The sequence below is a fragment of the Proteus sp. FME41 genome (assembly GCF_014897315.1).
GTDB lineage: Bacteria > Pseudomonadota > Gammaproteobacteria > Enterobacterales > Enterobacteriaceae > Proteus.
The window spans coordinates 1-25,260 of sequence record NZ_JABUYL010000031.1 but is presented as its reverse complement, the minus strand read 5'-3'; the positions used below and the strand labels follow the sequence as shown (position 1 = coordinate 25,260).

Annotated in this window: 43 protein-coding genes; 37 read left to right on the top strand and 6 right to left on the bottom strand. The window is 41.9% G+C overall.

All coding sequences use genetic code 11. The features are described 5' to 3' along the window. The first annotated feature begins 283 nt into the window (after window positions 1–283). The 32 genes from bfd to INT04_RS18000 all read left to right on the top strand — a co-directional run bounded on the left by bfd (window position 284) and on the right by INT04_RS18000 (window position 16,002). Window positions 284–481 carry a bacterioferritin-associated ferredoxin gene (gene bfd, locus INT04_RS18155; RefSeq protein WP_193017467.1) on the top strand — a complete coding sequence of 66 codons (198 nt, stop codon included), beginning with the start codon at window positions 284–286 and terminating at the stop codon, window positions 479–481. Window positions 482–557: 76 nt separating this feature from the next. Next, a complete protein-coding gene (gene bfr / locus INT04_RS18150; RefSeq protein WP_193017466.1) occupies window positions 558–1,031 on the top strand; it encodes a bacterioferritin in 474 nt (157 codons plus the stop codon). Between the two features lie 358 nt (window positions 1,032–1,389). Then, window positions 1,390–1,701 carry a 30S ribosomal protein S10 gene (rpsJ, locus tag INT04_RS18145; protein ID WP_001181005.1) on the top strand — a complete coding sequence of 104 codons (312 nt, stop codon included), beginning with the start codon at window positions 1,390–1,392 and terminating at the stop codon, window positions 1,699–1,701. 32 nt (window positions 1,702–1,733) lie between these two features. Then, window positions 1,734–2,363, top strand: coding sequence for a 50S ribosomal protein L3 (gene rplC / locus INT04_RS18140; RefSeq protein WP_023583465.1), 630 nt, complete (start codon window positions 1,734–1,736; stop codon window positions 2,361–2,363). Between the two features lie 16 nt (window positions 2,364–2,379). Continuing rightward, complete coding sequence (gene rplD, locus INT04_RS18135) at window positions 2,380–2,985, top strand: 50S ribosomal protein L4 (protein ID WP_193017465.1); 606 nt, start codon at window positions 2,380–2,382, stop codon at window positions 2,983–2,985. Beyond that, on the top strand, window positions 2,982–3,284 hold the full coding sequence (gene rplW / locus INT04_RS18130) for a 50S ribosomal protein L23 (protein ID WP_004246962.1): 303 nt from the start codon (window positions 2,982–2,984) through the stop codon (window positions 3,282–3,284). The genes rplD and rplW overlap by 4 nt, the downstream gene beginning before the upstream one ends. 19 nt (window positions 3,285–3,303) lie before the next feature. Further along, complete coding sequence (gene rplB / locus INT04_RS18125) at window positions 3,304–4,128, top strand: 50S ribosomal protein L2 (protein ID WP_006535497.1); 825 nt, start codon at window positions 3,304–3,306, stop codon at window positions 4,126–4,128. Between the two features lie 14 nt (window positions 4,129–4,142). After that, window positions 4,143–4,421: a 30S ribosomal protein S19 gene (rpsS, locus tag INT04_RS18120; protein ID WP_004246960.1), complete on the top strand. Its 279-nt coding sequence runs from the start codon at window positions 4,143–4,145 to the stop codon at window positions 4,419–4,421. Window positions 4,422–4,435: 14 nt separating this feature from the next. Further along, the gene (rplV, locus tag INT04_RS18115; RefSeq protein WP_006535498.1) at window positions 4,436–4,768 is read left to right on the top strand and encodes a 50S ribosomal protein L22; all 333 of its coding nucleotides are present in this window, start codon (window positions 4,436–4,438) and stop codon (window positions 4,766–4,768) included. Between the two features lie 17 nt (window positions 4,769–4,785). Next, window positions 4,786–5,490, top strand: a complete 705-nt coding sequence (rpsC, locus tag INT04_RS18110) for a 30S ribosomal protein S3 (protein ID WP_166539175.1) — start codon at window positions 4,786–4,788, stop codon at window positions 5,488–5,490. Window positions 5,491–5,502: 12 nt separating this feature from the next. Then, window positions 5,503–5,913 (top strand): 50S ribosomal protein L16, encoded by a 411-nt coding sequence (gene rplP, locus INT04_RS18105; protein WP_006535500.1) that lies wholly within the window; start codon window positions 5,503–5,505, stop codon window positions 5,911–5,913. Next, the gene (rpmC, locus tag INT04_RS18100; RefSeq protein ID WP_064718511.1) at window positions 5,913–6,104 is read left to right on the top strand and encodes a 50S ribosomal protein L29; all 192 of its coding nucleotides are present in this window, start codon (window positions 5,913–5,915) and stop codon (window positions 6,102–6,104) included. Before rplP ends, rpmC begins: the two co-directional genes overlap by 1 nt. Further along, a complete protein-coding gene (rpsQ, locus tag INT04_RS18095) occupies window positions 6,104–6,358 on the top strand; it encodes a 30S ribosomal protein S17 (RefSeq protein WP_023583468.1) in 255 nt (84 codons plus the stop codon). The genes rpmC and rpsQ overlap by 1 nt, the downstream gene beginning before the upstream one ends. A 176-nt stretch (window positions 6,359–6,534) precedes the next feature. Next, complete coding sequence (rplN, locus tag INT04_RS18090; protein ID WP_047961675.1) at window positions 6,535–6,906, top strand: 50S ribosomal protein L14; 372 nt, start codon at window positions 6,535–6,537, stop codon at window positions 6,904–6,906. Window positions 6,907–6,916: 10 nt separating this feature from the next. Then, window positions 6,917–7,231, top strand: coding sequence for a 50S ribosomal protein L24 (rplX, locus tag INT04_RS18085; RefSeq protein ID WP_193017464.1), 315 nt, complete (start codon window positions 6,917–6,919; stop codon window positions 7,229–7,231). A gap of 13 nt (window positions 7,232–7,244) precedes the next feature. Further along, window positions 7,245–7,784, top strand: coding sequence for a 50S ribosomal protein L5 (gene rplE / locus INT04_RS18080; RefSeq protein ID WP_075674041.1), 540 nt, complete (start codon window positions 7,245–7,247; stop codon window positions 7,782–7,784). A 12-nt stretch (window positions 7,785–7,796) separates the two neighbouring features. Then, window positions 7,797–8,102 (top strand): 30S ribosomal protein S14, encoded by a 306-nt coding sequence (gene rpsN, locus INT04_RS18075; protein ID WP_006535503.1) that lies wholly within the window; start codon window positions 7,797–7,799, stop codon window positions 8,100–8,102. Window positions 8,103–8,134: 32 nt separating this feature from the next. Beyond that, a complete protein-coding gene (gene rpsH / locus INT04_RS18070) occupies window positions 8,135–8,527 on the top strand; it encodes a 30S ribosomal protein S8 (RefSeq protein ID WP_004246950.1) in 393 nt (130 codons plus the stop codon). A 14-nt stretch (window positions 8,528–8,541) separates the two neighbouring features. Continuing rightward, a complete protein-coding gene (rplF, locus tag INT04_RS18065; RefSeq protein ID WP_036933221.1) occupies window positions 8,542–9,075 on the top strand; it encodes a 50S ribosomal protein L6 in 534 nt (177 codons plus the stop codon). A 9-nt stretch (window positions 9,076–9,084) separates the two neighbouring features. Then, the gene (gene rplR, locus INT04_RS18060; RefSeq protein ID WP_023583471.1) at window positions 9,085–9,438 is read left to right on the top strand and encodes a 50S ribosomal protein L18; all 354 of its coding nucleotides are present in this window, start codon (window positions 9,085–9,087) and stop codon (window positions 9,436–9,438) included. Window positions 9,439–9,452: 14 nt separating this feature from the next. Continuing rightward, the gene (gene rpsE, locus INT04_RS18055; protein WP_023583472.1) at window positions 9,453–9,953 is read left to right on the top strand and encodes a 30S ribosomal protein S5; all 501 of its coding nucleotides are present in this window, start codon (window positions 9,453–9,455) and stop codon (window positions 9,951–9,953) included. 5 nt (window positions 9,954–9,958) lie between these two features. Beyond that, entirely contained in the window at window positions 9,959–10,138 is a 180-nt protein-coding gene (rpmD, locus tag INT04_RS18050; RefSeq protein ID WP_193017463.1) for a 50S ribosomal protein L30, read from the top strand. Window positions 10,139–10,141: 3 nt separating this feature from the next. Continuing rightward, on the top strand, window positions 10,142–10,576 hold the full coding sequence (rplO, locus tag INT04_RS18045; protein ID WP_004246944.1) for a 50S ribosomal protein L15: 435 nt from the start codon (window positions 10,142–10,144) through the stop codon (window positions 10,574–10,576). Window positions 10,577–10,583: 7 nt separating this feature from the next. Then, complete coding sequence (gene secY / locus INT04_RS18040; RefSeq protein WP_193017462.1) at window positions 10,584–11,906, top strand: preprotein translocase subunit SecY; 1,323 nt, start codon at window positions 10,584–10,586, stop codon at window positions 11,904–11,906. A gap of 42 nt (window positions 11,907–11,948) precedes the next feature. Beyond that, window positions 11,949–12,065 (top strand): 50S ribosomal protein L36, encoded by a 117-nt coding sequence (rpmJ, locus tag INT04_RS18035; RefSeq protein WP_071788572.1) that lies wholly within the window; start codon window positions 11,949–11,951, stop codon window positions 12,063–12,065. A gap of 146 nt (window positions 12,066–12,211) precedes the next feature. Continuing rightward, window positions 12,212–12,568, top strand: coding sequence for a 30S ribosomal protein S13 (gene rpsM / locus INT04_RS18030; RefSeq protein WP_036914623.1), 357 nt, complete (start codon window positions 12,212–12,214; stop codon window positions 12,566–12,568). Window positions 12,569–12,584: 16 nt separating this feature from the next. Further along, window positions 12,585–12,974 (top strand): 30S ribosomal protein S11, encoded by a 390-nt coding sequence (gene rpsK / locus INT04_RS18025; RefSeq protein WP_004388621.1) that lies wholly within the window; start codon window positions 12,585–12,587, stop codon window positions 12,972–12,974. A 36-nt stretch (window positions 12,975–13,010) separates the two neighbouring features. Then, window positions 13,011–13,631 (top strand): 30S ribosomal protein S4, encoded by a 621-nt coding sequence (gene rpsD, locus INT04_RS18020; RefSeq protein ID WP_004246942.1) that lies wholly within the window; start codon window positions 13,011–13,013, stop codon window positions 13,629–13,631. A 25-nt stretch (window positions 13,632–13,656) separates the two neighbouring features. Next, window positions 13,657–14,646 (top strand): DNA-directed RNA polymerase subunit alpha, encoded by a 990-nt coding sequence (locus tag INT04_RS18015; protein WP_006535513.1) that lies wholly within the window; start codon window positions 13,657–13,659, stop codon window positions 14,644–14,646. A gap of 37 nt (window positions 14,647–14,683) precedes the next feature. Beyond that, window positions 14,684–15,070 (top strand): 50S ribosomal protein L17, encoded by a 387-nt coding sequence (gene rplQ, locus INT04_RS18010; protein WP_004246940.1) that lies wholly within the window; start codon window positions 14,684–14,686, stop codon window positions 15,068–15,070. 261 nt (window positions 15,071–15,331) lie between these two features. Further along, window positions 15,332–15,745 (top strand): Zn(2+)-responsive transcriptional regulator, encoded by a 414-nt coding sequence (gene zntR, locus INT04_RS18005; protein ID WP_193017461.1) that lies wholly within the window; start codon window positions 15,332–15,334, stop codon window positions 15,743–15,745. 50 nt (window positions 15,746–15,795) lie between these two features. Continuing rightward, window positions 15,796–16,002, top strand: a complete 207-nt coding sequence (locus INT04_RS18000) for an alternative ribosome-rescue factor A (protein ID WP_193017460.1) — start codon at window positions 15,796–15,798, stop codon at window positions 16,000–16,002. 3 nt (window positions 16,003–16,005) lie between these two features. Here INT04_RS18000 and mscL read toward each other — a convergent pair whose 3' ends face one another. The 5 genes from mscL to def all read right to left on the bottom strand — a co-directional run bounded on the left by mscL (window position 16,006) and on the right by def (window position 20,882). Next, window positions 16,006–16,413: a large-conductance mechanosensitive channel protein MscL gene (mscL, locus tag INT04_RS17995; RefSeq protein WP_193017459.1), complete on the bottom strand. Its 408-nt coding sequence runs from the start codon at window positions 16,411–16,413 to the stop codon at window positions 16,006–16,008. A gap of 115 nt (window positions 16,414–16,528) precedes the next feature. Continuing rightward, the gene (gene trkA, locus INT04_RS17990; RefSeq protein WP_193017458.1) at window positions 16,529–17,905 is read right to left on the bottom strand and encodes a Trk system potassium transporter TrkA; all 1,377 of its coding nucleotides are present in this window, start codon (window positions 17,903–17,905) and stop codon (window positions 16,529–16,531) included. Between the two features lie 112 nt (window positions 17,906–18,017). Continuing rightward, window positions 18,018–19,286, bottom strand: coding sequence for a 16S rRNA (cytosine(967)-C(5))-methyltransferase RsmB (gene rsmB, locus INT04_RS17985; protein ID WP_193017457.1), 1,269 nt, complete (start codon window positions 19,284–19,286; stop codon window positions 18,018–18,020). Window positions 19,287–19,383: 97 nt separating this feature from the next. Beyond that, on the bottom strand, window positions 19,384–20,331 hold the full coding sequence (fmt, locus tag INT04_RS17980) for a methionyl-tRNA formyltransferase (protein ID WP_193017456.1): 948 nt from the start codon (window positions 20,329–20,331) through the stop codon (window positions 19,384–19,386). 26 nt (window positions 20,332–20,357) lie between these two features. Further along, on the bottom strand, window positions 20,358–20,882 hold the full coding sequence (def, locus tag INT04_RS17975; RefSeq protein WP_193017455.1) for a peptide deformylase: 525 nt from the start codon (window positions 20,880–20,882) through the stop codon (window positions 20,358–20,360). A 130-nt stretch (window positions 20,883–21,012) separates the two neighbouring features. Here def and dprA point away from each other — a divergent pair, with 130 nt between their 5' ends. From dprA to INT04_RS17950, 5 genes are read left to right on the top strand one after another with little or no spacing between them, the layout of a single operon-like run. Next, the gene (dprA, locus tag INT04_RS17970) at window positions 21,013–22,158 is read left to right on the top strand and encodes a DNA-processing protein DprA (RefSeq protein ID WP_193017454.1); all 1,146 of its coding nucleotides are present in this window, start codon (window positions 21,013–21,015) and stop codon (window positions 22,156–22,158) included. 18 nt (window positions 22,159–22,176) lie between these two features. Next, the gene (locus INT04_RS17965) at window positions 22,177–22,734 is read left to right on the top strand and encodes a topoisomerase DNA-binding C4 zinc finger domain-containing protein (RefSeq protein ID WP_193017453.1); all 558 of its coding nucleotides are present in this window, start codon (window positions 22,177–22,179) and stop codon (window positions 22,732–22,734) included. After that, window positions 22,727–23,296 carry an L-threonylcarbamoyladenylate synthase type 1 TsaC gene (tsaC, locus tag INT04_RS17960; RefSeq protein WP_193017452.1) on the top strand — a complete coding sequence of 190 codons (570 nt, stop codon included), beginning with the start codon at window positions 22,727–22,729 and terminating at the stop codon, window positions 23,294–23,296. The genes INT04_RS17965 and tsaC overlap by 8 nt, the downstream gene beginning before the upstream one ends. Window positions 23,297–23,302: 6 nt before the next feature. Beyond that, window positions 23,303–24,127: a shikimate dehydrogenase gene (gene aroE, locus INT04_RS17955; protein ID WP_193017451.1), complete on the top strand. Its 825-nt coding sequence runs from the start codon at window positions 23,303–23,305 to the stop codon at window positions 24,125–24,127. Then, window positions 24,124–24,384, top strand: a complete 261-nt coding sequence (locus INT04_RS17950) for a DUF1488 family protein (protein WP_193017450.1) — start codon at window positions 24,124–24,126, stop codon at window positions 24,382–24,384. Before aroE ends, INT04_RS17950 begins: the two co-directional genes overlap by 4 nt. Here INT04_RS17950 and INT04_RS17945 read toward each other — a convergent pair. After that, window positions 24,360–24,923 carry a gamma carbonic anhydrase family protein gene (locus INT04_RS17945; protein ID WP_193017449.1) on the bottom strand — a complete coding sequence of 188 codons (564 nt, stop codon included), beginning with the start codon at window positions 24,921–24,923 and terminating at the stop codon, window positions 24,360–24,362. The genes INT04_RS17950 and INT04_RS17945 overlap by 25 nt on opposite strands. Between the last annotated feature and the right edge of the window lie 337 nt (window positions 24,924–25,260).

Here is a 25,260-nt window from a genome sequence, read left to right as displayed (position 1 = left end):
CGCTATCCGTGAAGGTGGCCGTACAGTAGGTGCGGGCGTTGTTGCTAAAGTATTAAGTTAATTACTCGCGTAATTTTCTAAGAGAAGGGCATCAATCGATGCCCTTTTTATATTTTGAATAACGGTACTTTCAATTTAGACAAATTCTCTCCTTTTTACCTCTCTTAATACTGCATAAATTCTTTATTTTTAGTGAATAGATTTAAGCTAAATAAATAGAAATTGAAATCATAATAATTATCATTTAGTATTCGTTATGCGAGTGGTAAATGAGGTTGTTAAAATGTATGTATGTCTTTGTCATGGCATAAGTGATAAAAAAATTATCTCTACGGTTCACAAACATCAAATCCGTACTATCAATGAATTACGCCAAATTCTTCCTGTCGGAAGTTGCTGTGGTAAATGTATCCGTCAGGCTCGCCATCTTATTGAGAATGAGCAAGTCACCCTTTATCCTCAAATTTCTGAAGTTGCATAACAGATTTTAAATTTCCTTTCTCTCCTCTTTGGCTAAAAGGTCTACACTGAAAAGACTGGAAGCAAAGGAGCAAAAAATGAAAGGTGATAAAAAAATGATAGCCCACCTTAATAAATTATTAGGTGGTGAGCTTGTTGCAATTAATCAGTATTTCCTGCATGCCCGTATGTTTAAAAATTGGGGGCTAACTCGCCTCAATGAAATGGAATATCACGAATCAATCGATGAAATGAAGCATGCTGATAAATATATTGAGCGTATTTTATTTCTTGAGGGACTTCCTAACTTACAAGATTTGGGCAAATTAAACATTGGTGAAGATGTTGAAGAGATGCTGCGTTCTGATCTTGAGTTGGAACTTGGTGGTGCAAAAGATTTACGTGAAGCGATAGCTTATGCAGATTCAATTCATGACTATGTCAGTCGAGATCTGATGTTAGAAATTCTTACTGACGAAGAAGGACATATTGATTGGATTGAAACTCAACTTGAGTTAATCGAACGTATGGGGCTTCAAAATTATTTACAGGCTCAAATTATTGAGGCGTAATATTGGCAACGTGCATAAGTAAGAAGAGCTATTTTCTCTTTTGAGTGCTATTTGCAGAATAAATCTAAAGCAAAGACAATCTTTATTGCCTTTGCTTTTTTTATTCTGAAAATAAAAAATTCATTTTTATCGATGATTTTTTATTCTCGGCTTGATTTCATCGCTCAGGCAAGTATAATGCGCAGGCTCACTGATTTAGTGGGGCTGATTAATCAGCTAATGCAGATTTTATATTGCATTAAATATAATACTCCCAATTGGGGAGTTATATGCAGAACGATTACACTCTCTCATCAATCGGAATGGGTACGAGTAGTGATCATTTACGTTTATAAAAAATAGTTGGAGCTCTGGTCTCATGCAGAACCAAAGAATCCGTATCCGCCTGAAAGCTTTTGATCATCGTTTGATTGATCAATCAACTGCGGAAATCGTAGAGACTGCTAAGCGCACTGGTGCGCAAGTTCGTGGTCCAATCCCACTGCCGACTCGCAAAGAGCGTTTCACAGTGTTGATTTCTCCGCACGTTAATAAAGATGCGCGTGATCAGTATGAAATTCGCACTCACAAACGTCTGGTTGACATCGTTGAGCCAACCGAGAAAACCGTTGATGCTCTGATGCGTCTGGATCTGGCTGCCGGCGTAGACGTGCAGATCAGCCTAGGTTAATCAGGTCATCAAGCGATTGAGAGGTTGAAACAATGATTGGTTTAGTCGGTAAAAAAGTAGGAATGACGCGTATCTTCACTGAAGATGGCGTTTCAATCCCTGTAACCGTTATCGAAATTGAAAACAACCGTGTAACTCAGGTCAGAGATCTTGAGAAAGACGGTTATCGTGCCATTCAGGTGACTACTGGTAGCAAAAAAGCTAACCGTGTACTGAAACCTGAAGCAGGGCATTTTGCTAAAGCTGGCGTTGAAGCTGGTCGCTTACTACGTGAATTCCGTCTGAACGAAGGCGAAGAATACACTGTAGGTCAAAGTATTAGCGTGGAAATTTTCGCTGACGTTAAAAAAGTCGACGTTACTGGAACATCTAAAGGTAAAGGTTTTGCTGGTACTGTAAAGCGCTGGAACTTCCGTACTCAAGATGCTACCCATGGTAACTCCTTGTCTCACCGTGTTCCGGGTTCTATCGGTCAGAACCAGACTCCGGGTAAGGTGTTTAAAGGCAAGAAAATGGCAGGTCAACTGGGTAACGAACAAGTTACCGTTCAGAGCCTGGAAGTAGTACGTGTTGACGCTGAGCGCAACCTGCTGCTGGTCAAAGGTGCTGTTCCAGGTGCAACTGGCAGTGACCTGATCGTTAAACCAGCTGTCAAGGCGTAACGTCGAGGAGATAGGAATGGAATTGGTAATGAAAGACGCGCAAGGCGCGCTGACTGTTTCCGAAACTACCTTCGGGCGTGACTTTAACGAAGCGCTTGTGCATCAAGTAGTCGTTGCATACGCTGCTGGTGCTCGTCAAGGTACTCGTGCTCAGAAAACCCGTGCTGAAGTTTCTGGTTCAGGCAAAAAGCCATGGCGCCAGAAAGGTACAGGTCGTGCACGTGCAGGTTCAATCAAGAGCCCAATTTGGCGCTCTGGTGGTGTTAGCTTTGCAGCTAAACCACAGGACCACAGTCAAAAAGTAAACAAAAAGATGTACCGTGGTGCTCTGAAGAGCATTCTGTCTGAGCTGGTACGTCAAGATCGTCTGATCGTCGTAGAGAATTTTTCTGTTGAAGCGCCTAAAACTAAGCTTTTAGCACAGAAACTGAAAGATATGGCTCTGGTTGATGTTCTGATCATTACTGCTGATGTAGATGAAAATCTGTATTTAGCAGCACGCAACTTATATAAAGTTGATGTACGTGATGCAGCAACAATCGACCCTGTTAGCTTAATCGCCTTCGACAAAGTCGTCATGACGGCTGACGCTGTGAAGCAAGTTGAGGAGATGCTGGCATGATCCGTGAAGAACGTCTGCTGAAAGTACTGCGCGCGCCGCATGTATCTGAAAAAGCTTCTATCGCGATGGAAAAATCAAACACCATCGTTCTCAAAGTTGCTAAAGACGCGACCAAAGCAGAGATTAAAGCAGCTGTACAAAAACTGTTTGAAGTCGAAGTTGAAAGTGTTAACACTCTGCTGATGAAAGGCAAAGTGAAACGTCACGGTCAGCGTATTGGTCGTCGTAGCGACTGGAAAAAAGCTTACGTCACCCTGAAGGAAGGCCAGAATCTGGACTTCGTCGGCGGCGCTGAGTAAGTCGGAGGAGTAAAGAACAATGGCAATTGTTAAATGTAAACCTACGTCTCCGGGCCGTCGCCACGTAGTTAAAGTGGTAAACCCTGAGCTGCATAAAGGGAAACCTTATGCGCCATTGCTGGAAAAAAACAGCAAGTCCGGTGGTCGTAACAACAATGGTCGTATCACTACCCGTCATATTGGTGGTGGTCACAAACAGGCTTACCGTATTGTTGACTTTAAACGCAACAAAGATGGTATCCCTGCAACAGTAGAACGTCTGGAATATGATCCAAACCGTTCAGCTAACATCGCATTAGTGTTGTATGCTGATGGTGAACGTCGCTACATTCTGGCTCCAAAAGGCCTGAAAGCGGGTGATAAAGTTCAGTCTGGCGTTGATGCTGCTATCAAAGCGGGTAACACCTTACCAATGCGTAATATCCCGGTTGGTTCTACAGTTCATAACGTAGAAATGAAACCAGGTAAAGGTGGTCAGTTAGCTCGTTCAGCAGGTACTTACGTTCAGATCGTTGCTCGTGATGGTGCATATGTCACTATTCGTCTGCGTTCTGGTGAAATGCGTAAAGTTCCTTCTGATTGCCGTGCAACTATCGGTGAAGTTGGCAACTCTGAGCACATGTTACGCGTTCTGGGTAAAGCTGGTGCAAGTCGCTGGCGTGGTATTCGTCCTACCGTTCGCGGTACTGCGATGAACCCAGTCGATCACCCACATGGTGGTGGTGAAGGTCGTAACTTTGGTAAACACCCTGTAACACCTTGGGGCGTTCAAACTAAAGGTAAGAAGACCCGTAAAAACAAACGCACTGAACATTTCATCGTTCATCGTCGTACTAAGAAATAATTAGAGGATAAGCCATGCCACGTTCTCTCAAGAAAGGTCCTTTCATTGACCTGCACTTGCTGAAGAAGGTAGAGAAAGCGGTGGAAAGCGGTGACAAAAAGCCTGTTAAGACTTGGTCCCGTCGTTCAACGATCTTTCCTAACATGATCGGTTTGACCATCGCTGTCCATAATGGTCGTCAGCATGTTCCAGTTTACGTTTCCGACGAAATGGTTGGTCATAAACTGGGTGAATTCGCGCCGACCCGTACTTATCGCGGTCATGCAGCCGATAAAAAGGCTAAGAAAAAATAAGGTAGGAGGAAGAGATGGAAACTATCGCTATGCATCGCCACGCTCGTTCTTCTGCTCAGAAGGTTCGCTTAGTAGCAGACCTGATTCGCGGTAAGAAAGTGTCGCAAGCTCTGGAAATTTTAACCTTTACCAACAAGAAAGCTGCTGGTTTAGTGAAAAAAGTACTAGAGTCTGCTATTGCTAATGCAGAACACAACGATGGCGCTGACATTGATGATCTGAAAGTAGCTAAGATCTTTGTTGACGAAGGTCCTTCTATGAAGCGCATTATGCCTCGTGCAAAAGGCCGTGCAGATCGTATTCTGAAGCGCACCAGCCACATCACTGTGGTTGTGTCTGATCGCTGAGACTCTGGAGACTAGCAATGGGTCAAAAAGTACATCCTAATGGTATCCGCCTTGGCATTGTCAAGCCTTGGAATTCCACATGGTATGCGGGTACCAATGAATTCGCTGACAACCTAGACAGCGACTTTAAAGTACGTCAGTACTTAACTAAAGAACTGGCTAAAGCATCTGTATCTCGTATCGTTATCGAACGTCCTGCGAAAAGCATCCGTGTGACTATTCACACTGCTCGTCCAGGCATCGTTATCGGTAAGAAAGGTGAAGATGTTGAAAAACTGCGTAAGCACGTAGCGGATATCGCTGGCGTTCCTGCGCAAATTAATATCGCCGAAGTACGTAAACCTGAACTAGACGCAAAATTAGTTGCTGACAGCATCACTTCACAGCTGGAACGTCGTGTTATGTTCCGTCGTGCTATGAAGCGTGCAGTACAGAACGCAATGCGTTTGGGCGCTAAAGGTATTAAAGTGGAAGTAAGTGGTCGCTTAGGTGGCGCTGAAATCGCTCGTACTGAATGGTATCGTGAAGGTCGAGTACCTCTGCACACTTTGCGTGCAGATATCGACTACAATACCTCAGAAGCACAAACCACTTATGGTGTGCTCGGCGTTAAGGTATGGATCTTCAAAGGTGAGATCCTGGGTGGTATGGCTGCAGTTGAACTGGCGGAAAAACAACCGGCAGCTCAACCTAAAAAGCAGCAGCGTAAAGGCCGCAAGTAAGGAGAGTCGCTGATGTTACAACCAAAGCGTACAAAATTCCGTAAAGTGCACAAAGGCCGCAACCGTGGCTTAGCTGCTGGTGCGGATGTAAGCTTCGGGACTTACGGTCTTAAAGCTGTGGGCCGTGGTCGTCTGACTGCACGTCAGATCGAAGCGGCACGTCGTGCAATGACCCGTGCAGTTAAGCGTCAGGGTAAAATCTGGATCCGTGTGTTCCCAGACAAACCAATCACTGAAAAGCCGCTCGAAGTCCGTATGGGTAAAGGTAAAGGTAACGTTGAGTATTGGGTTGCCTTAATTCAGCCAGGTAAAGTCCTGTATGAAATGGATGGTGTGCCTGAAGAACTGGCCCGTGAAGCATTCAAGCTGGCGGCAGCAAAACTGCCTATCAAAACCACCTTTGTAACTAAGACGGTGATGTAATGAAAGCAAAAGAGCTGCGCGAAAAGAGCGTTGAAGAGCTGAACACAGAACTGCTGAACTTACTGCGTGAGCAGTTTAATCTGCGCATGCAGACAGCAAGTGGTCAGTTACAACAGTCTCATCTGTTGAAACAAGTGCGTCGTAATATCGCACGCGTTAAGACTTTACTGACTGAGAAGGCGGGTGCGTAATGACCGATAAAATCCGTACTCTGCAAGGTCGTGTAGTTAGTGACAAAATGGAAAAATCTATTGTCGTTGCTATCGATCGTATGGTTAAACACCCATTATATGGTAAGTTTATCCGTCGTACGACCAAACTGCATGTACATGACGAGAACAACGAATGTGGAATTGGTGACGTAGTCGAAATTCGTCAAACACGTCCACTGTCTAAGACTAAGTCTTGGGCGTTAGTTCGCGTTGTAGAAAAAGCTGTTCTGTAATAAAATAGCCTTTTCGTACGAAATAAACGGCTCAAAAATGAACGAGCCGTTTATTTTTTCTGTCCATATCGAGAATGTGGTGTTATAATGCCGCTCCCTCGTATTATGGGATATTGAACGGCCTCTTCTAATGTGGAAGTGGCTCAGTAGTAGTTGACATTTAGCGGAGCACTAAAATGATCCAAGAACAGACTATGCTGAACGTGGCCGACAACTCCGGTGCACGTCGCGTAATGTGTATCAAGGTTCTAGGTGGCTCGCACCGTCGCTACGCAAATGTAGGTGACATCATCAAAATTACCATCAAGGAAGCAATTCCACGTGGTAAAGTTAAGAAAGGTGATGTACTGAAAGCGGTAGTGGTGCGCACCAAGAAGGGTGTTCGTCGCCCTGACGGTTCTGTCATTCGCTTCGATAGCAACGCTTGTGTATTGTTAAACAACAACAGCGAGCAAGTTATTGGTACGCGTATTTTTGGGCCGGTTACTCGTGAACTTCGTAATGAGAAGTTTATGAAAATAATCTCTCTGGCACCTGAAGTACTCTAAGGAGCAGGCAATGGCAGCGAAAATCCGTCGTGAAGACGAAGTTATCGTTCTTACTGGTAAAGATAAAGGTAAGCGCGGTAAAGTAAAACAGGTTCTTTCTTCTGGTAAAGTTATCGTTGAAGGTATCAATCTGGTTAAAAAACATCAGAAGCCAGTTCCGGCTCTGAATCAACCAGGTGGCATCGTTGAAAAAGAAGCTTTTATTCAAGTTTCTAACGTTGCACTCTTCAATGCGGCAACCGGTAAGGCTGACCGTGTAGGTTTTAGATTTGAAGACGGCAAAAAAGTTCGTTTCTTCAAGTCTAATAAAGAAACTATCAAGTAATTTGGAGTATACGATGGCGAAACTGCATGATTACTACAAAGACGAGGTGGTCCAACAACTGATGTCTCAGTTTGGTTACCATTCTGTCATGCAAGTCCCTCGGGTCGAGAAGATCACCCTGAATATGGGTGTTGGTGAAGCGATTGTTGATAAAAAACTGCTGGACAATGCAGCAGCTGATTTAGCAGCAATCTCAGGTCAAAAACCTTTGATCACCAAAGCACGCAAATCTGTTGCAGGCTTCAAAATCCGCCAGGGCTATCCGATCGGCTGTAAAGTGACCCTGCGTGGCGAACGCATGTGGGAGTTCTTTGAACGCCTGATCTCTATTGCTGTACCTCGTATTCGTGACTTCCGTGGTTTATCCGCTAAGTCATTTGACGGACGTGGTAACTACAGCATGGGCGTACGTGAGCAAATCATCTTCCCTGAAATCGATTACGATAAAGTGGATCGTGTTCGTGGTTTGGATATTACCATTACTACGACTGCGAAATCAGATGATGAAGGTCGCGCACTGTTAGCAGCGTTTAACTTCCCGTTCCGCAAGTAAGGCAGGGCATTCATGGCTAAGAAATCTATGAAAGCACGTGATGTAAAACGTGCGAATTTAGCTGAGAAATTCTTCGCAAAACGCGCAGAACTGAAAGCTATCGTTTCAGATGTGAACGTATCTGATGAAGATCGTTGGAATGCTGTTCTGAAACTGCAAACTATGCCACGTGATTCAAGTCCTTCACGTCAGCGTAACCGCTGCCGTCAAACTGGACGTCCGCACGGTTTTCTGCGGAAATTTGGCCTCAGCCGTATTAAAGTCCGTGAAGCCGCTATGCGCGGTGAAATCCCGGGCCTTAGAAAGGCTAGCTGGTAATTACCATAATTGAATCACGGGAGTAAAGACAGATGAGCATGCAAGATCCCATCGCGGATATGCTGACCCGTATCCGTAACGGTCAGGCCGCGAATAAAGTTGCGGTCACAATGCCTTCCTCCAAGCTGAAAGTGGCGATTGCCAACGTGCTTAAGGAAGAAGGTTATATTGAAGATTTTAAAATTGAAGGCGACACTAAGCCAGAACTGGAAATTACTTTAAAATATTTCCAAGGTAAGGCTGTAGTAGAAAGCATTCAGCGCGTAAGCCGTCCAAGTCTGCGCATCTATAAAAGAAAAGATGAGCTGCCACAAGTTATGGCAGGACTGGGCATCGCTGTTGTTTCTACCTCAAAAGGTGTTATGACTGATCGTGCAGCTCGCCAAGCAGGTCTTGGTGGCGAGATTATCTGCTACGTAGCTTAATTCGGGAGGAAAGAATGTCTCGTGTGGCAAAAGCACCCGTCGTCATTCCTGCCGGCGTAGAGGTTAAACTCAACGGTCAGGTTATTACGATTAAGGGTAAAAACGGCGAGCTAACTCGTACTATCCATAATGCAGTTGAAATTCAACATGCTGACAACCAGTTAACTTTCGCACCTCGCGATGGTTTTGCTGATGCATGGGCACAGGCGGGTACTACTCGTTCTCTGTTAAATGCTATGGTTGTAGGTGTTACCGAAGGCTTCACTAAAAAACTGCAACTGGTAGGTGTAGGTTATCGTGCGTCTATTAAAGGCAATGCGGTTAACTTATCAGTAGGTTTTTCACATCCAGTGGAACACCAACTGCCAGCAGGCATCACAGCTGAATGCCCAACACAAACTGAAATCGTACTGAAAGGTGCGGATAAGCAAGTGATTGGTCAAGTAGCAGCTGAACTGCGTGCTTACCGTCGCCCTGAGCCTTATAAAGGTAAAGGTATTCGTTACGCCGACGAAGTTGTGCGTATCAAAGAGGCTAAGAAGAAGTAAGGTAACACTATGGATAAGAAAGCAGCTCGTATCCGTCGTGCGACCCGCGCACGCCGTAAGCTCCAAGAATTGGGTGCGACTCGCCTGGTGGTACACCGTACCCCTCGCCATATTTATGCGCAGGTTATTGCACCAAACGGTTCTGAAACATTGGTGGCCGCTTCTACTACAGAAAAAGCCATCATTGAGCAACTGAAAAACACTGGAAACAAAGAAGCAGCAGCAGTAGTTGGTAAAATCGTTGCTGAACGCGCTCTGGAAAAAGGTATCAAAGTAGTATCATTTGACCGTTCCGGTTTCCAATATCATGGTCGAGTCCAGGCACTGGCAGATGCTGCCCGTGAAGCTGGCCTTCAGTTCTAAGGTAGGAGTGTAAGATGGCTCACATCGAGAAACAAGCTGGCGAACTGCAGGAAAAGCTGATCGCGGTAAACCGCGTATCTAAAACCGTCAAAGGTGGTCGTATATTTAGCTTCACCGCTCTTACAGTAGTTGGTGATGGTAATGGCCGCGTTGGTTTTGGATATGGCAAAGCTCGCGAAGTTCCGGCAGCAATCCAGAAAGCGATGGAAAAAGCCCGTCGCAATATGAAAACCGTCGCTTTAAACAACGGTACTCTGTTCCACCCTGTAAAAGGTACCCACACAGGATCTCGCGTATTTATGCAGCCTGCTCACGAAGGTACTGGTATCATCGCAGGTGGTGCAATGCGTGCAGTTCTAGAAGTGGCTGGCGTTCGTAACGTACTGGCTAAAACCTATGGTTCCACAAACCCGATTAACGTGGTTCGTGCAACACTGGACGCTTTAGATAGCATGAAGTCTCCAGATATGGTCGCAGCTAAGCGTGGTAAATCCGTTGAAGAAATTCTGGGGTAATGACCATGGCTAAGACTATTAAAATTACTCAAACACGCAGCACAATCGGCCGTTTGCCAAAACATAAGGCAACAATGGTTGGTTTAGGACTGCGTCGCATCGGTCACACTGTAGAACGCGAAGATACACCAGCAGTTCGCGGTATGATCAACTTGGTTTCCTATATGGTTAAAGTTGAGGAGTAAGAGATGCGTTTAAATACTCTGTCTCCGGCTGAAGGTGCCAAGCATGCGCCTAAACGTGTAGGTCGTGGTATCGGTTCTGGCTTAGGTAAAACTGGCGGACGTGGTCACAAGGGTCAGAAGTCTCGTTCTGGCGGTGGCGTACGTCGTGGTTTTGAAGGCGGCCAGATGCCTTTATATCGTCGTTTACCAAAATTTGGTTTTACTTCACGTAAATCATTCGTGACTGCGGAAATCCGCTTGTCCGACTTGGCTTATGTTGAAGGCGATGTAATCGATCTGAATGCACTGAAAGCCGCAAACGTTGTTGGCCCACAGATTGAATTTGCAAAATTAATTCTATCTGGTGAGGTTAACCGTGCAGTGACTATTCGTGGTCTGCGTGTTACCAAAGGTGCCCGTGCAGCAATCGAATCAGCTGGCGGTAAAATTGAGGAATAAGTGACAGATGGCTAAACAACCAGGTTTAGATTTTCAGAGTGCTAAAGGTGGTGTTGGTGAACTTAAACGCAGACTTTTGTTTGTTCTTGGTGCACTAATTGTCTTTAGGATTGGCTCTTTTATTCCTATCCCTGGTATTGATGCCACTGTGCTTGCCAAATTGCTCGATCAGCAAAAAGGCACCATCATTGAAATGTTTAACATGTTCTCTGGTGGTGCTCTTAGCCGTGCTTCTATCTTTGCGCTGGGTATCATGCCTTATATTTCGGCATCGATTATTATCCAACTCTTATCAGTGGTTAACCCTCGGTTAGCAGAGATTAAGAAGGAAGGGGAGGCCGGTCGTCGTAAGATCAGCCAATATACCCGTTATGGTACTTTGGTGCTGGCGATATTCCAATCTATTGGTATCGCAACAGGCTTACCGAATATGCCAGGAATGCAGGGTCTGGTAATTAATCCAGGTCTACCATTCTATATTACGGCTGTTGTGAGCTTAGTCACGGGAACAATGTTCCTTATGTGGTTAGGTGAGCAAATCACTGAACGTGGTATTGGTAACGGTATCTCAATTATTATCTTTGCAGGTATCGTTGCAGGTCTTCCGCCTGCCATTGGTCAAACCATCGAGCAGGCGCGGCAAGGCGAACTGCACTTCCTCCTGTTAATGTTGGTTGCAGTATTGGTGTTCGCGGTTACTTTCTTTGTTGTTTTTGTAGAAAGAGGACAACGTCGTATCGTTGTTAACTATGCAAAGCGTCAACAAGGGCGTAGAATATACGCGGCACAAAGTACACATCTACCACTTAAAGTAAATATGGCGGGTGTTATACCAGCAATTTTTGCTTCAAGTATTATCCTGTTTCCTGGTACAATAACCTCTTGGTTTGGCGATGGTACAGGGTGGGGTTGGCTGACGACGATTTCGTTAAATCTACAGCCTGGTCAACCTATTTATGTGTTACTATACGCTGCTGCAATCATCTTCTTCTGTTTCTTCTATACGGCGTTGGTTTTCAACCCAAGAGAAACAGCAGATAACCTGAAGAAGTCCGGTGCATTTGTACCAGGAATTCGCCCGGGAGAGCAGACGGCTAAATATATAGATAAAGTAATGACTCGTTTAACCTTAATCGGTGCCTTGTATATTACTTTTATCTGTCTCATCCCGGAGTTCATGCGTGATGCAATGAAAGTACCTTTCTATTTTGGCGGTACTTCCCTCTTAATCGTGGTTGTAGTCATCATGGATTTTATGGCTCAAGTGCAAACTCTCCTGATGTCAAGTCAGTATGAGTCTGCATTGAAAAAAGCAAATCTTAAAGGTTAATTACTGATAAGTAATTTGTTTTAGAAGTTACGGAGAGTAAAAATGAAAGTTCGTGCTTCCGTCAAGAAAATGTGCCGTAACTGCAAAATCGTTAGACGTCACGGTCACGTGCGTGTAATTTGCAGCGTCGAGCCTAAGCATAAACAGCGTCAAGGCTAATTTATTGCATTTTTTTCTTGCAAAGTTCGGTTGAGCTGGCTAAATTAGCCAGCCCAATCTTTTATAATATGTACAGTATTGTTTGAGTATCCTGAAAACGGGCTTTTCAGAATGGTACTGTATAATTGTTAATTTAGGAGTGCATAGTGGCCCGTATAGCAGGCATTAACATTCCTGATCATAAACATACCGTAATCGCGTTAACGTCGATTTACGGCATTGGCAAAACCCGCTCACAGGCTATCTGTGTAGCTGCTGGTATTGCTGAAAATGTTAAGATCAGTGAGCTGTCTGAAGAGCAAATCGACAAGCTACGTGACGAAGTTGCCAAATACGTTGTAGAAGGTGATCTACGTCGTGAAGTTACCCTGAGCATCAAACGTCTGATGGATCTTGGTACTTACCGTGGTTTACGTCATCGTCGTGGTCTACCAGTTCGCGGTCAGCGTACTAAGACTAACGCACGTACCCGTAAGGGTCCGCGTAAGCCGATCAAGAAATAATCGGGGTATTTGAACAATGGCAAAAGCACCTGTTCGTGCACGTAAGCGTGTAAGAAAACAAGTCTCTGACGGTGTGGCTCATATCCATGCTTCTTTCAACAACACAATCGTTACTATTACCGATCGTCAAGGTAACGCATTGGGTTGGGCTACTGCCGGTGGTTCCGGTTTCCGTGGTTCTCGTAAATCTACTCCGTTCGCGGCTCAGGTTGCAGCAGAACGTTGCGCTGAAGCTGTTAAAGAGTACGGAATTAAGAACTTGGAAGTTATGGTTAAAGGACCAGGTCCTGGTCGTGAGTCAACTATCCGTGCATTAAACGCGGCTGGTTTCCGCATCACTAATATTACTGATGTGACTCCGATTCCTCATAACGGTTGTCGTCCACCGAAAAAACGTCGCGTTTAATAACGTTTTCGTTTTTAGGAAAGTTGGAGAAAGAAAATGGCAAGATATTTGGGTCCTAAGCTCAAGCTGAGCCGTCGCGAAGGTACAGATTTATTTCTAAAATCTGGCGTTCGGGCGATTGACACCAAGTGTAAACTGGAACAAGCACCAGGTCAGCACGGCGCACGCAAACCGCGTCTTTCTGATTACGGTGTTCAGTTACGTGAAAAACAAAAAGTACGTCGTATTTACGGTGTTCTAGAACGTCAATTCCGTAACTACTACAAAGAAGCAACGCGTCTGAAAGGCAACACAGGTGAAAACCTGCTGACTCTGCTGGAAGGTCGTCTGGATAACGTTGTTTATCGTATGGGCTTTGGCGCAACTCGCGCAGAAGCACGTCAGATGGTTAGCCATAAAGCAATCATGGTAAATGGTCGCGTGGTTAACATTGCTTCTTATCAGGTTTCCCCGAATGACGTAGTCAGCGTTCGTGAAAAATCGAAAAAACAGTCTCGTATCAAGGCTGCTTTAGAGCTGGCTGAACAGCGTGAAAAGCCAACATGGCTGGAAGTTGATGCTGCTAAGATGGAAGGTGTGTTCAAACGTATTCCTGAACGTACTGACTTGTCTGCTGACATTAACGAGCACCTGATCGTCGAGCTTTACTCCAAGTAAGGCTTAGCACCAAAGAGAGGACACAATGCAGGGTTCTGTGACAGAGTTTCTAAAACCGCGCCTGGTTGATATCGAGCAAGTCAGTTCGACGCACGCCAAGGTGACCCTTGAGCCATTAGAGCGAGGCTTCGGCCATACTCTTGGTAACGCACTGCGCCGTATTCTGCTTTCGTCTATGCCGGGTTGTGCGGTAACAGAGGTTGAGATTGATGGTGTACTGCATGAGTACAGCACCAAAGAAGGTGTTCAGGAAGATATCCTAGAAATACTGCTCAACCTTAAGGGGTTGGCGGTAAAAGTTCATGGTAAAGATGAAGTTATTCTTACTTTGAGCAAATCTGGCATTGGCCCTGTTATTGCAGCCGATATCATCCATGACGGTGATGTCGAAATCGTCAAGCCGCAGCACGTTATCTGCCACCTTACAGACGAAAACGCATCTATTAATATGCGTATCAAAGTTCAGCGTGGTCGTGGTTATGTGCCGGCTTCTGCCCGAATTCATTCGGAAGAAGATGAGCGCCCTATCGGTCGCCTTTTAGTAGACGCGTGCTATAGCCCAGTTGAGCGTATTGCTTATAATGTGGAAGCAGCTCGTGTTGAACAGCGTACCGATTTGGATAAGCTGGTAATCGAGATGGAAACTAACGGTACTATCGATCCAGAAGAATCGATTCGCCGTGCAGCGACTATCCTGGCCGAACAGCTTGAAGCTTTTGTTGACTTACGAGATGTTCGTCAGCCAGAAGTTAAAGAAGAGAAGCCAGAATTCGATCCAATCCTGCTGCGCCCAGTAGACGATCTTGAATTGACTGTCCGCTCTGCTAACTGTCTGAAGGCAGAAGCAATCCACTACATCGGTGATCTGGTACAGCGTACTGAAGTTGAATTACTTAAGACGCCTAACCTCGGTAAGAAATCTCTTACTGAGATTAAAGACGTACTGGCGTCGCGTGGTTTATCTCTTGGCATGCGCCTTGAGAATTGGCCACCTGCAAGTATCGCTGATGAATAAGATCACAGGTTAAGGTTTTACTGAGAAGGATAAGGTCATGCGCCATCGTAAGAGTGGTCGTCAATTGAACCGCAACAGCAGCCATCGTCAGGCTATGTTTCGCAACATGGCAGGTTCTTTAGTTCGTCATGAGATAATCAAGACAACTTTGCCTAAAGCGAAAGAACTGCGTCGCGTCGTTGAGCCGCTGATTACTCTTGCCAAGACCGACAGCGTAGCTAATCGTCGTCTGGCATTCGCCCGTACTCGTGATAACGAAGTCGTGGCAAAACTGTTTACAGTATTAGGTCCGCGTTTTGCGAGCCGTGCAGGTGGTTACACTCGTATTCTGAAGTGTGGCTTCCGTGCTGGTGACAACGCTCCAATGGCTTACATTGAGCTTGTTGACCGTGCTGATTCTGAAACAGAAGCAGCAGCTGAATAATTTAATTATTATTTAGTGAAGCGAATAAAAAGACCGGATTTTTTAATCCGGTTTTTTTACGTCTATTAAAAGTCTATATAACAACACTTGTTTTCCTATTTATAAGGTTACTTTTTACCTATTTATTGTGTTGTATTATATTTAGTGTTTGTTATCCCAGTATACTGTTATTCTTATAGGATAATCTTCGCACTATATTTCAATTCTATTCTTTTGATTATTTGCTATGCTTATTCATAATTAATAGAGAGGAAATGATCCATGTATCGTATTGGGCAGATTGCAAAATTAGCGAATGTGACAACAGATACAATCCGTTTTTATGAAAAACAAGGATTGATGGATCATGATAGGCGAACTGATGGAGGTTATCGTCTCTATACAGAAAAGGATTTACAACGATTACGTTTTATTCGCTATGCTAAAGAGTTAGGTTTTACACTGGATGCTATTACTGAACTCCTTTCTATCCGAGTCGATCCAGCTCATCATACTTGTGTAGAGTCAAAACACATTGTTGATGCAAGATTAGCGGAAGTTGAAATCCGTTTGAATGAAATGAAAAAAATGCGTGACTCATTGAAAATGTTAAGTAACGCGTGTTGTGGTAGTAGTCATGAAAGTACCTATTGCTCAATTCTCGAAATACTTGAATCTGGAGCAACAAAGCAATAATATCTACATTGAATTCTGTTTTATGTTCTTTAACAATCTAAGAGGTTTTTATGTCTAGCAACTATCAGCATCAAAAAGGTATTATTAAAGATAATGCTTTAGCAGCTCTTGTTCATGACCCACTATTTAGACAGCGAGTGGAAAATAATAAGAAAGGAAAAGGCAGTTATATGAGAAAAGCAAAACATAATAAGAAAGGTAACTGGGAGGCCAGTGATAACAAAAGATTTTTTCAATTGTTATCACTGGCCTTTTAGTTTTTATTTTTGTTGATTTTTTAATAAATCACGAATTTCTGTAAGTAAAGTTTCTTCTGCAGAAGGTGCGGGCGGTGCTTTAGGGGCTTCTTCTGCTTGGCGACGTGTTTTATTTATTAATTTAATCGCGCAGAAAATAGCAAATGCGACAATGGCAAAGTCAAAAACAGTTTGTATAAACATACCATAATTTAATACAACGGCTGGGATACCTTCACTCGCGTCTCTTAAAACTAGGCTGAACTGTTTAAAATCAATGCCGCCAATTAATAAGCCTAATGGTGGCATGATAATATCAGCAACTAATGATGAAACAATCTTACCGAATGCTGCACCAATGATGACACCGACTGCCATGTCAACAACGTTACCTTTCATTGCAAATTCACGAAACTCTTTGAAAAAAGCCATAACCACCCCTTATTTGTCTAACTATAGATTTATTATGTAAAAATTGTGTGCCTAACATGATAATAGTAGACCATTATAAGTAACAATGACTATTATTCTGATTTATACGTAATCTTTATAAGAAAAATGGGCTAGGCTGGAAAAGCTTCTCAACATCAGGGACATACTTCTTATCAGTAATAAACATAATCACATGGTCGCCCTGTTCTATAGAGTGGCTTGCATTCGCGATGATGACATCTTCATTTCTAACGATTGCACCGATAATTGTTCCCGGTGGGAGTTTGATATCTTGTATACGGCGACCAACAACCTTTGACGTATTTTCATCACCATGAGCTACCGCTTCAATAGCTTCAGCAACGCCTCGGCGTAATGATGAAACACTAACAATATCAGCTTTACGGACATGGCCTAAAAGAGCAGAAATAGTTGCTTGCTGTGGTGAGATTGCAATATCAATTACCCCTCCTTGAACTAAATCGACATAAGCACTACGCTGGATCAGTACCATTGCTTTTTTTGCCCCCATTTTTTTAGCTAGCATAGCTGACATAATGTTGGCTTCATCATCATTAGTGAGGGCAATAAAGACATCAATTTGTTCTATATGCTCTTCTGCCAAAAGCTCTTGATCTGAAGCATCACCATAAAAGACAATAGTATCATGGAGGAGCTCTGCTAACTCTGTTGCACGTTGTTGATTATGCTCAATAAGTTTAACGCTATAATCTTTTTCTAATCTAGCTGCTAAGCCAGCACCTACATTACCGCCACCCACAATCATAATGCGTTTATAGGGTTTTTCTAATCGCTGTAATTCACTCATTACAGCACGAATATGTTGAGAGGCAACGACAAAAAATACCTCATCGCCTGCTTCGATGATGGTAGAGCCTTGAGGACGGATTGGTCTGTCTTGACGAAAAATTGCAGCAACACGTGTATCAATATGTGGCATATGGTCACGTAATGTTGATAAAGCATTACCCACAAGAGAGCCACCATAATAGGCTTTTACAGCAACAATACTGACTTGGCCTTCTGCGAAATTAACTACTTGTAAAGCACCTGGGTATTGAATTAGCTTATAAATATAATCAATAACTAAATGCTCTGGTGATATTAAATAATCAATGGGAATAGCTTCAGGCAAAAACAGCTTATCTGCTTCACGAACAAATTCAGATGCACGTATCCGAGCGACTTTATTTGGTGTATTAAATAAGGTATAGGCAACTTGGCACGCTATCATATTTGTTTCATCAGAGTTAGTAACCGCAACCAACATATCTGCATCTTCCGCCCCCGCTTCTCTTAAGATCCTTGGATGAGAGCCATGCCCATTTACTACTCGCAAATCGAATTTATCTTGAAGTTGGCGTAAGCGGTCTGCATTGGTATCAACGACAGTAATATCATTATTCTCCCCGACAAGATTTTCAGCGAGAGTACCACCGACTTGACCTGCGCCTAAAATAATAATTTTCATCGTAATTTCTCAGATTATTCGATTAACAAATAGAAAAGAAACGCAAGATCTGAATGATCTTGCGTTGAAATAGTAGCGTCTTTTAGATCTGATATCATCTTTTATCACGGGATCATATTTTCTTGATCAGTGCGTAAAAGAAGCCATCACCACCATTTTCTTCAGGTAAGCATTGATGTTGATAACTACATTGTGCATCTTTTGTTAATGTTAAAAATGCTTCAATTTGTTGCTGATTTTCTTCAGGTAAAATAGAACATGTTGCATAAACTAATGTGCCACCTGATTTTAGATATGGCCAGATAGCATGAAGGATCTCTTTTTGAATTTGCGATAGCTGATCAATATCTTCATTACGGCGGAGCCATTTGATATCAGGATGGCGGCGAATAACACCTGTTGCTGAACATGGTGCATCAAGAAGAATACGATCAAACATCATACCTGAACACCATTGTTCTGGATAACGTCCATCACCACTTTTGACGACAGCATTAAGTTTTAAACGTGTTAGGTTTTCTTGTACACGTTTTAAACGTTGCTCATCAATATCTATTGCTAATACCTGGGACTTAGGTGCTATTTCTAATATATGTGTTGTCTTACCACCAGGTGCTGCACATAAATCGAGTATTTGCTCTTTGTTTTCTGGTGCTAATAATTCAGCACAGCGCTGTGCTGAGCGATCTTGAATTGTTACCCAGCCATCAGCAAATCCTGGAAGAAGGTTAACATTACATGGATTTTCTAAACGAATAGCAAAAGGATGGCTGTCATCAGCAATGGCTGAAATCTCATTATTTGTCAATAATACCAAATACTCTTCCCGTGAATGGTGTTGCTGGTTAACACGTAACCACATAGGAGGTTTTTGGTTATTGCCTTCAACAATACTCATCCATTGTTCAGGGTAAGCGTGTTTGATACGGGTAAGTAACCATGAAGGATGTAGAAAACGACTTTCACTATTTTGAAAACGTTCAGTGAGGATATCTTGCTGGCGTTGAAATTGACGCAACACACCGTTAATTAACCCTTTAAGTTGTGGTTTTTTTAGTGCCACGGCCCCATTTACTGTTTCGGCTAGCGCTGCGTGAGCAGGGATTCGAGTAAAAAGAAGTTGGTATAAGCCGATCATAATAAGGTAATGCAAAATTCGCTGTTTACCTTTTAATGGTTTATCCATGAGTTGCTGAATAATCCATTCTAATTGTGGCAAAGTTCGTAATACACCAAAGCAAAGTTCTTGTAATAAGGCTTTATCTTTGTCTGAAACATTTTTCTGTAGTTCAGGTATAACGGTGCTTAATGATAAGCCTTGGTCTAATACCTGACTGATTGCTTTTGCTGCAATGCTACGTAAGTTGTATGACGTTTTCATAATGAGTTAACGTTAATATTGAGCGCCAGAGAAGTCTTACATTGGCGTGAAAAAAGGAAACCCTGATAATGATAATTGGTATCAGGGTTTAGAATTATTATTGAATAATTTTGCCAGGGATGAATGAATCTCGCTTCGAATTTAGGAAATCAGCAGAAGCCATTGGTTTTTTACCTGATGGTTGCAATTCGAGGATATTTAAAACACCTTTGCCTGTTGCAATATAAATACCGGTTTTATCCGCTTTTAATAAAGTTCCAGGAACTTGATTAGTATCATCTGTAATAACGTGCGCTTTCCATACTTTTATCGGCTGTTCATCTAACATGAAAAAGCTCATTGGCCATGGGTTGAAAGCTCTTATGCAGCGCTCAATTTGATCTGCTGATAATGACCAATCAATTTTAGCTTCTTCTTTAGATAATTTCTGGGCGTAGTTGGCTAAATTGTCATCTTGTTTTTCAGCTTTTATTTTACTCGCCGTAATCAAGTCTAGTGTAGTGATCAATGCTTGAGGCCCAAGTTCTGCGAGTTTTTCATAAAGCGATGCACTAGTATCTTCATCAGTAATGGGACAAGATGCTTTGTACAGCATATCACCTGTATCTAAGCCAATATCCATTTGCATAATAGTAACGCCTGTTTCTTTATCACCTGCCCATAAAGAACGTTGAATAGGGGCTGCACCCCGCCATTTAGGAAGGAGGGAACCATGTACATTTAGGCAACCTAAACGTGGTATTTCAAGAACTGCTTTAGGTAAAATCATACCATAAGCTACAACAATCATAATGTCTGCTTGTTGTGCGGTGATCCATTCATGGTTCTCTTCTGGTTTTAAAGAAGCAGGTTGATAAACAGGAATATGATGAGCTAAAGCGAGTTCTTTAACTGGACTCGTGGTTAATTTCTTACCTCTACCTGCGGGTTTATCTGGCGGAGTTAGTACCCCTACCACATGATGTTGAGTTGATAACAATGCAGCTAAATGTCGAGCTGCAAAATCGGGTGTTCCCGCAAAAATAATACGTAATGAATCAGACACGTTTTCTTCCTGTTTCAATTTAACTGTTACTGTCCCGCTTTAGTTCTTTTCTTATCTAGCTTATCGAGTTTCTCAACTTTCTGACGGATACGTTGACGTTTTAACGGAGACAAGTAATCCACAAATAGTTTACCAACCAAATGATCCATTTCATGTTGAATACAGATAGCTAATAAGTCATCGGCTTCTAATTCAAAAGGGTTGCCATTGTAATCAAGGGCTTTTACCTTTACATGTTCTGCTCGAGGGATAAAAGCACGCTGTTCTGGGATAGATAAACAGCCTTCTTCTATGCCTGTATCTCCCTCGGCATCAAGAAGTTCTGGGTTTATTAATACCAGTCTTTGGTCTCTTGCTTCAGAGACATCAATGACGATAATGCGCTGGTGGATATCCACTTGTGTTGCAGCTAAGCCAATACCTTCTTCTAAATACATCGTTTCAAACATATCATCGATAATTTTTTGAATTTCGGCATCAACTTTTTCGACTGGCTTTGCAATCGTGCGAAGGCGCTCGTCTGGATAATGCAATACGTGTAACACTGCCATAATTTATTCGGACTGTTTCTAAAATGTGAATAGGATTTAACGTCTATTCTAGACATTTATTGTCTAGATTGACAGTATTTGGTGTGTTTAGCACTCACCCTGTTTGTTAAAAACAATATTAGGATAATGCATGGATGTCAGAGAAATATGGATAAGACTTAGTGCTGTTTCAAGACTACCCGTTAATAAAGCGGTTCAAATTGCAAAGTATCTACAATCTTTAACACTATTAAATGATAGACAATTAAAAGGGTGTGGTCTGTCAGAACAGCAAAGTTATCAATTTTTAAGATCCCATGCCGACACTATCAATAATACATTAAAGTGGTTAGATAAAAATGAATCATCATTATTAACTATTACAGATTCAGATTATCCACCGTTATTAAAGCAAATTTCATCGCCACCACTTTTGCTTTTTGTTGCAGGAAACCGAAAACATTTAATAAGCACACAAATTGCACTAATTGGTAGCCGTAATGCAACCGCTTATGGCACTAAATGGGCAACTTATTTTGCACAAGAACTTGTAAAGAAAGAGCTCACTATTACCAGTGGATTAGCACAAGGTATTGATGGTATTGGGCATCGAAGTGTATTAAAAAATAATGGTGTCACCATTGCAGTACTGGGAAGTGGCTTAGAGCATATTTATCCATCTTTCCATCGCACCCTTGCTGTACAAATAAAAGAGTCTGGCCTTTTGATTTCTGAATATTTACCAATGACTCCTCCTTTAGCGCGTCATTTTCCTAAACGTAATCGAATTATTAGTGGACTAAGTTCGGCATTGCTTATTATTGAGGCTGGAATTAAAAGTGGTTCCTTGATTACGGCCAACTATGCGCTGCAACAAGGTAAAGAATTATTTGTTCTACCTGGGTTATTGGGCGATTCACATTTTGAAGGTAATCACCAACTTATTAAACAAGGGGCAAATTTAGCATCTTCACCAGATGATATTTCAGATTATTTAAATAGCTCATTACAATGGTTTACTTTTAATGATGAATATCAGAAAGAACAAACTCTCAGTGAACCAACTAAAATTCAAGAGAAGGTGCAAATAGAGGCTCCCTTGGTTCAGTTAACTTCAATACAACAGCAAGCTATTGATACCATTTTACCTTTTCTTCGTTTTAACGAAGTTGTGCCTATTGATATCATTGCTCATGATAGTGGATTATCAACGTCTGACTTAGCGCCTATTTTATTAGAACTTGAGCTTATTGAAAAAATAGCTATTGTGGCTGGTGGCTATACTCGATTGGAATAAGTGTAATGAGGTACAACAATGGCAAAGAATATGCCGTTTATACAGCAACTAGAACAAGAAAAATGCCCTGAATGTGGTCATGCATTAGTCATGAAAAATGGTGGCCATGGTCCTTTTTTAGGGTGTTCTTCCTACCCAGAATGCCATTATATTAAAACACTAAAATCGCAAGGTGATGGTCAAATTATAAAAGTGTTAGAAGGGCAACCTTGTAAACGCTGTGGCGCTGATTTAGTTTTACGTCAAGGCAAGTTTGGTATGTTTATTGGTTGTAGCAATTATCCAGAATGTGGACATATAGAACAGATTGATAAACCTGATGAGACTGTCATTCCTTGCCCTCAATGTGAAAAAGGAACGTTACTACAACGTAAGTCTCGGTTTGGAAAGATATTTTACGCTTGTAATCAATACCCAGAATGCCAATTTATATTAAATAATAAACCTATTAATGGTGAGTGTGAGTATTGTCATTATCTATTATTGATGGAAAAAAGGTCTTCTCAGGGAGTAAGATTAGTGTGCGCCAGCAAATTATGTGGAAAGCAACAAACAAAAAGAGAAGAACATGAATAATGAAGCATCACCTGTAAGCAATACTATTATAGAAGCACTACAAAATAATAAAGTTATCGCATATCCAACAGAGGCTGTATTTGGCATCGGTTGTGATCCTGATAGTGAACAAGCCGTTATGGCATTGTTAGAGTTAAAACAACGGTCAATTGAAAAAGGATTAATTTTAATAGCTGATAATTATGAGCAATTAAAACCTTATATTGATGATAGTGCATTAACGCAAACACAAAGAGAAAGAATGTTTGCTTCTTGGCCAGGCCCTGTAACATGGGTTATTCCTGCAAAACCAACAACACCAAAATGGTTAACTGGAAAATTTTCTTCTTTAGCAGTGAGAGTGACAAATCACTCTTTAGTTAAAGCGCTATGTTTAACTTATGGAAAACCATTGGTTTCTACTAGTGCTAATCTTAGCGGATTACCTCCATGTCGCACGGTTGAGGAAGTAAAAGAACAATTTCAAAATAATATTCCTATTGTAGAAGGCGATGTCGGTGGTAGACAAAATCCTTCTGAAATCCGAGATGCATTAACGGGCGAACTCTACCGACAAGGATAACTTGTGATGGAAAAATATTTAGTGATGGGAAATCCTATCGAGCATAGCCAATCACCTTTTATTCATCAGTTTTTTTCAAAACAAACAGGAATAGAGTACGACTATGGTCGGTTACTTATTCCTTTAGGTGAATTTGATAAAACGGCAACTCATTTTTTTGCGAATGGGGGGCAAGGCGCAAATGTCACTGTTCCTTTTAAAGAGGATGCTTTTCGTTTTGTTGATAACTTAACGGATAGAGCAAAAGGATGTGGCGCAGTTAATTCAATTAGAAAATTGGAGGATGGCACATTACTCGGTGATAATACTGACGGACAAGGGCTGATTTTGGATCTAGCCAGACTTGACTTTATTGTGCCAGGGAAAGTTGGATCCGTTCTGGTGATTGGTGCTGGTGGAGCAACGAGAGGAATATTGCTTCCATTACTTGATTATGATTGTGATATTACACTGACTAATCGGACTTTTTCTAAGGCGGAACAACTCGCTCAGGAGTTTAGTCAATTTGGATTGATTAGAGCAATGCCAATTGAAGATGTTGCAGATAGGCACTACGATTTAATCATAAATGCATCAGCATCGAGTATGACCAACGATCTGCCATCTGTACCTAATGATATTTATGGCTTTGAAACAGCTTGCTATGATCTTTATTATCAAGCGGGTATGACGTCCTTTTTATATAATGCATTAAAACATGGAAGTACGCGTTTATCCGATGGATTGGGCATGCTTGTAGGGCAGGCCGCTTATGCCTTTGAGTTATGGTATGAACTTGTTCCAGACATAAACCCTGTTCTCACTGTATTAAGAGAAAAATTGAATCAATGAATCAGTCAATTCAATTTCCAGATCGTGAAATATGGCTAACGGAAAAGAAGAGCATTCTTTTTCCTATTATGATCAACGGAATGCTTTTTGACTGCCAAATTACGGAGCAAGAGCTTATTGCGCGTTTTGGCATTGGAGATGGAATTTCATTGTTTAAACAAAATCGTTGGGACATTGAAGAAGAATTTGAAGAGTTGGCTACTGAATATGAGTTATCAACCCTTCATCCCATCTATTCTTTATCGATGGCAAATTGATGAGTCACTAAATAATTATTTTTCCACTCCACATAATTATTAGCAGAATAGATAAAATGTTCTATTTCTGCTGATGTGAGTGGGCGTATCTTTTTAACAGGACTACCTAAATACAGAAAACCACTTTCAAGTCTTTTTCCTGGAGGGACTAAACTGCCAGCACCAATCATAATATCGTCTTCAATAATTGCACCATCAAGTAAAATAGAACCCATTCCGACTAAAACACGATTACCTATTGTGCATCCATGTAACATTGCTTTATGCCCAACAGTAACATTATCACCAATAATAAGAGGGAAACCTTCAGGATCATTGTGAGAAATATGAGTGACATGAAGAACGGAACCGTCTTGGATATTTGATCTTTCACCTATGCTTATATAATTGACATCACCACGAATAACCACCATCGGCCAGATACTGACGTCTTTACTAATACGCACATCACCAATAACAGTTGCTGTTTCATCAATAAAAACATTTTTAGCTATAGAAGGTGAAAGATCTAAGTAATTCCGGATTGTTGATTTCTTCATATTTAACCTCGTTCTTAATTTCATTTCATTAAAGAAGAAAAGCATAGCAGTGGAAAGGGCATATTGACGAATGTAATGGCTTGCTATGTATAAGCTCAGCACGCATTACAAATAAAAATACATAATAAAAGTGTGAATTAAAGCTATAAGTCGCAATTGATAGAATATATCGAATAGACAATGAAAAGATAATAAGTATATTTTTTACGCATAAATAGTATTTTTTGTATCAAAAATAGACGTGAAGTTCAAAAAGAGAACGAACAGAAAAAAAAGTGAAATAAACACTTGCGCTAATCCGAGATCTCCCTATAATGCGCATCCACTGACCGACGAT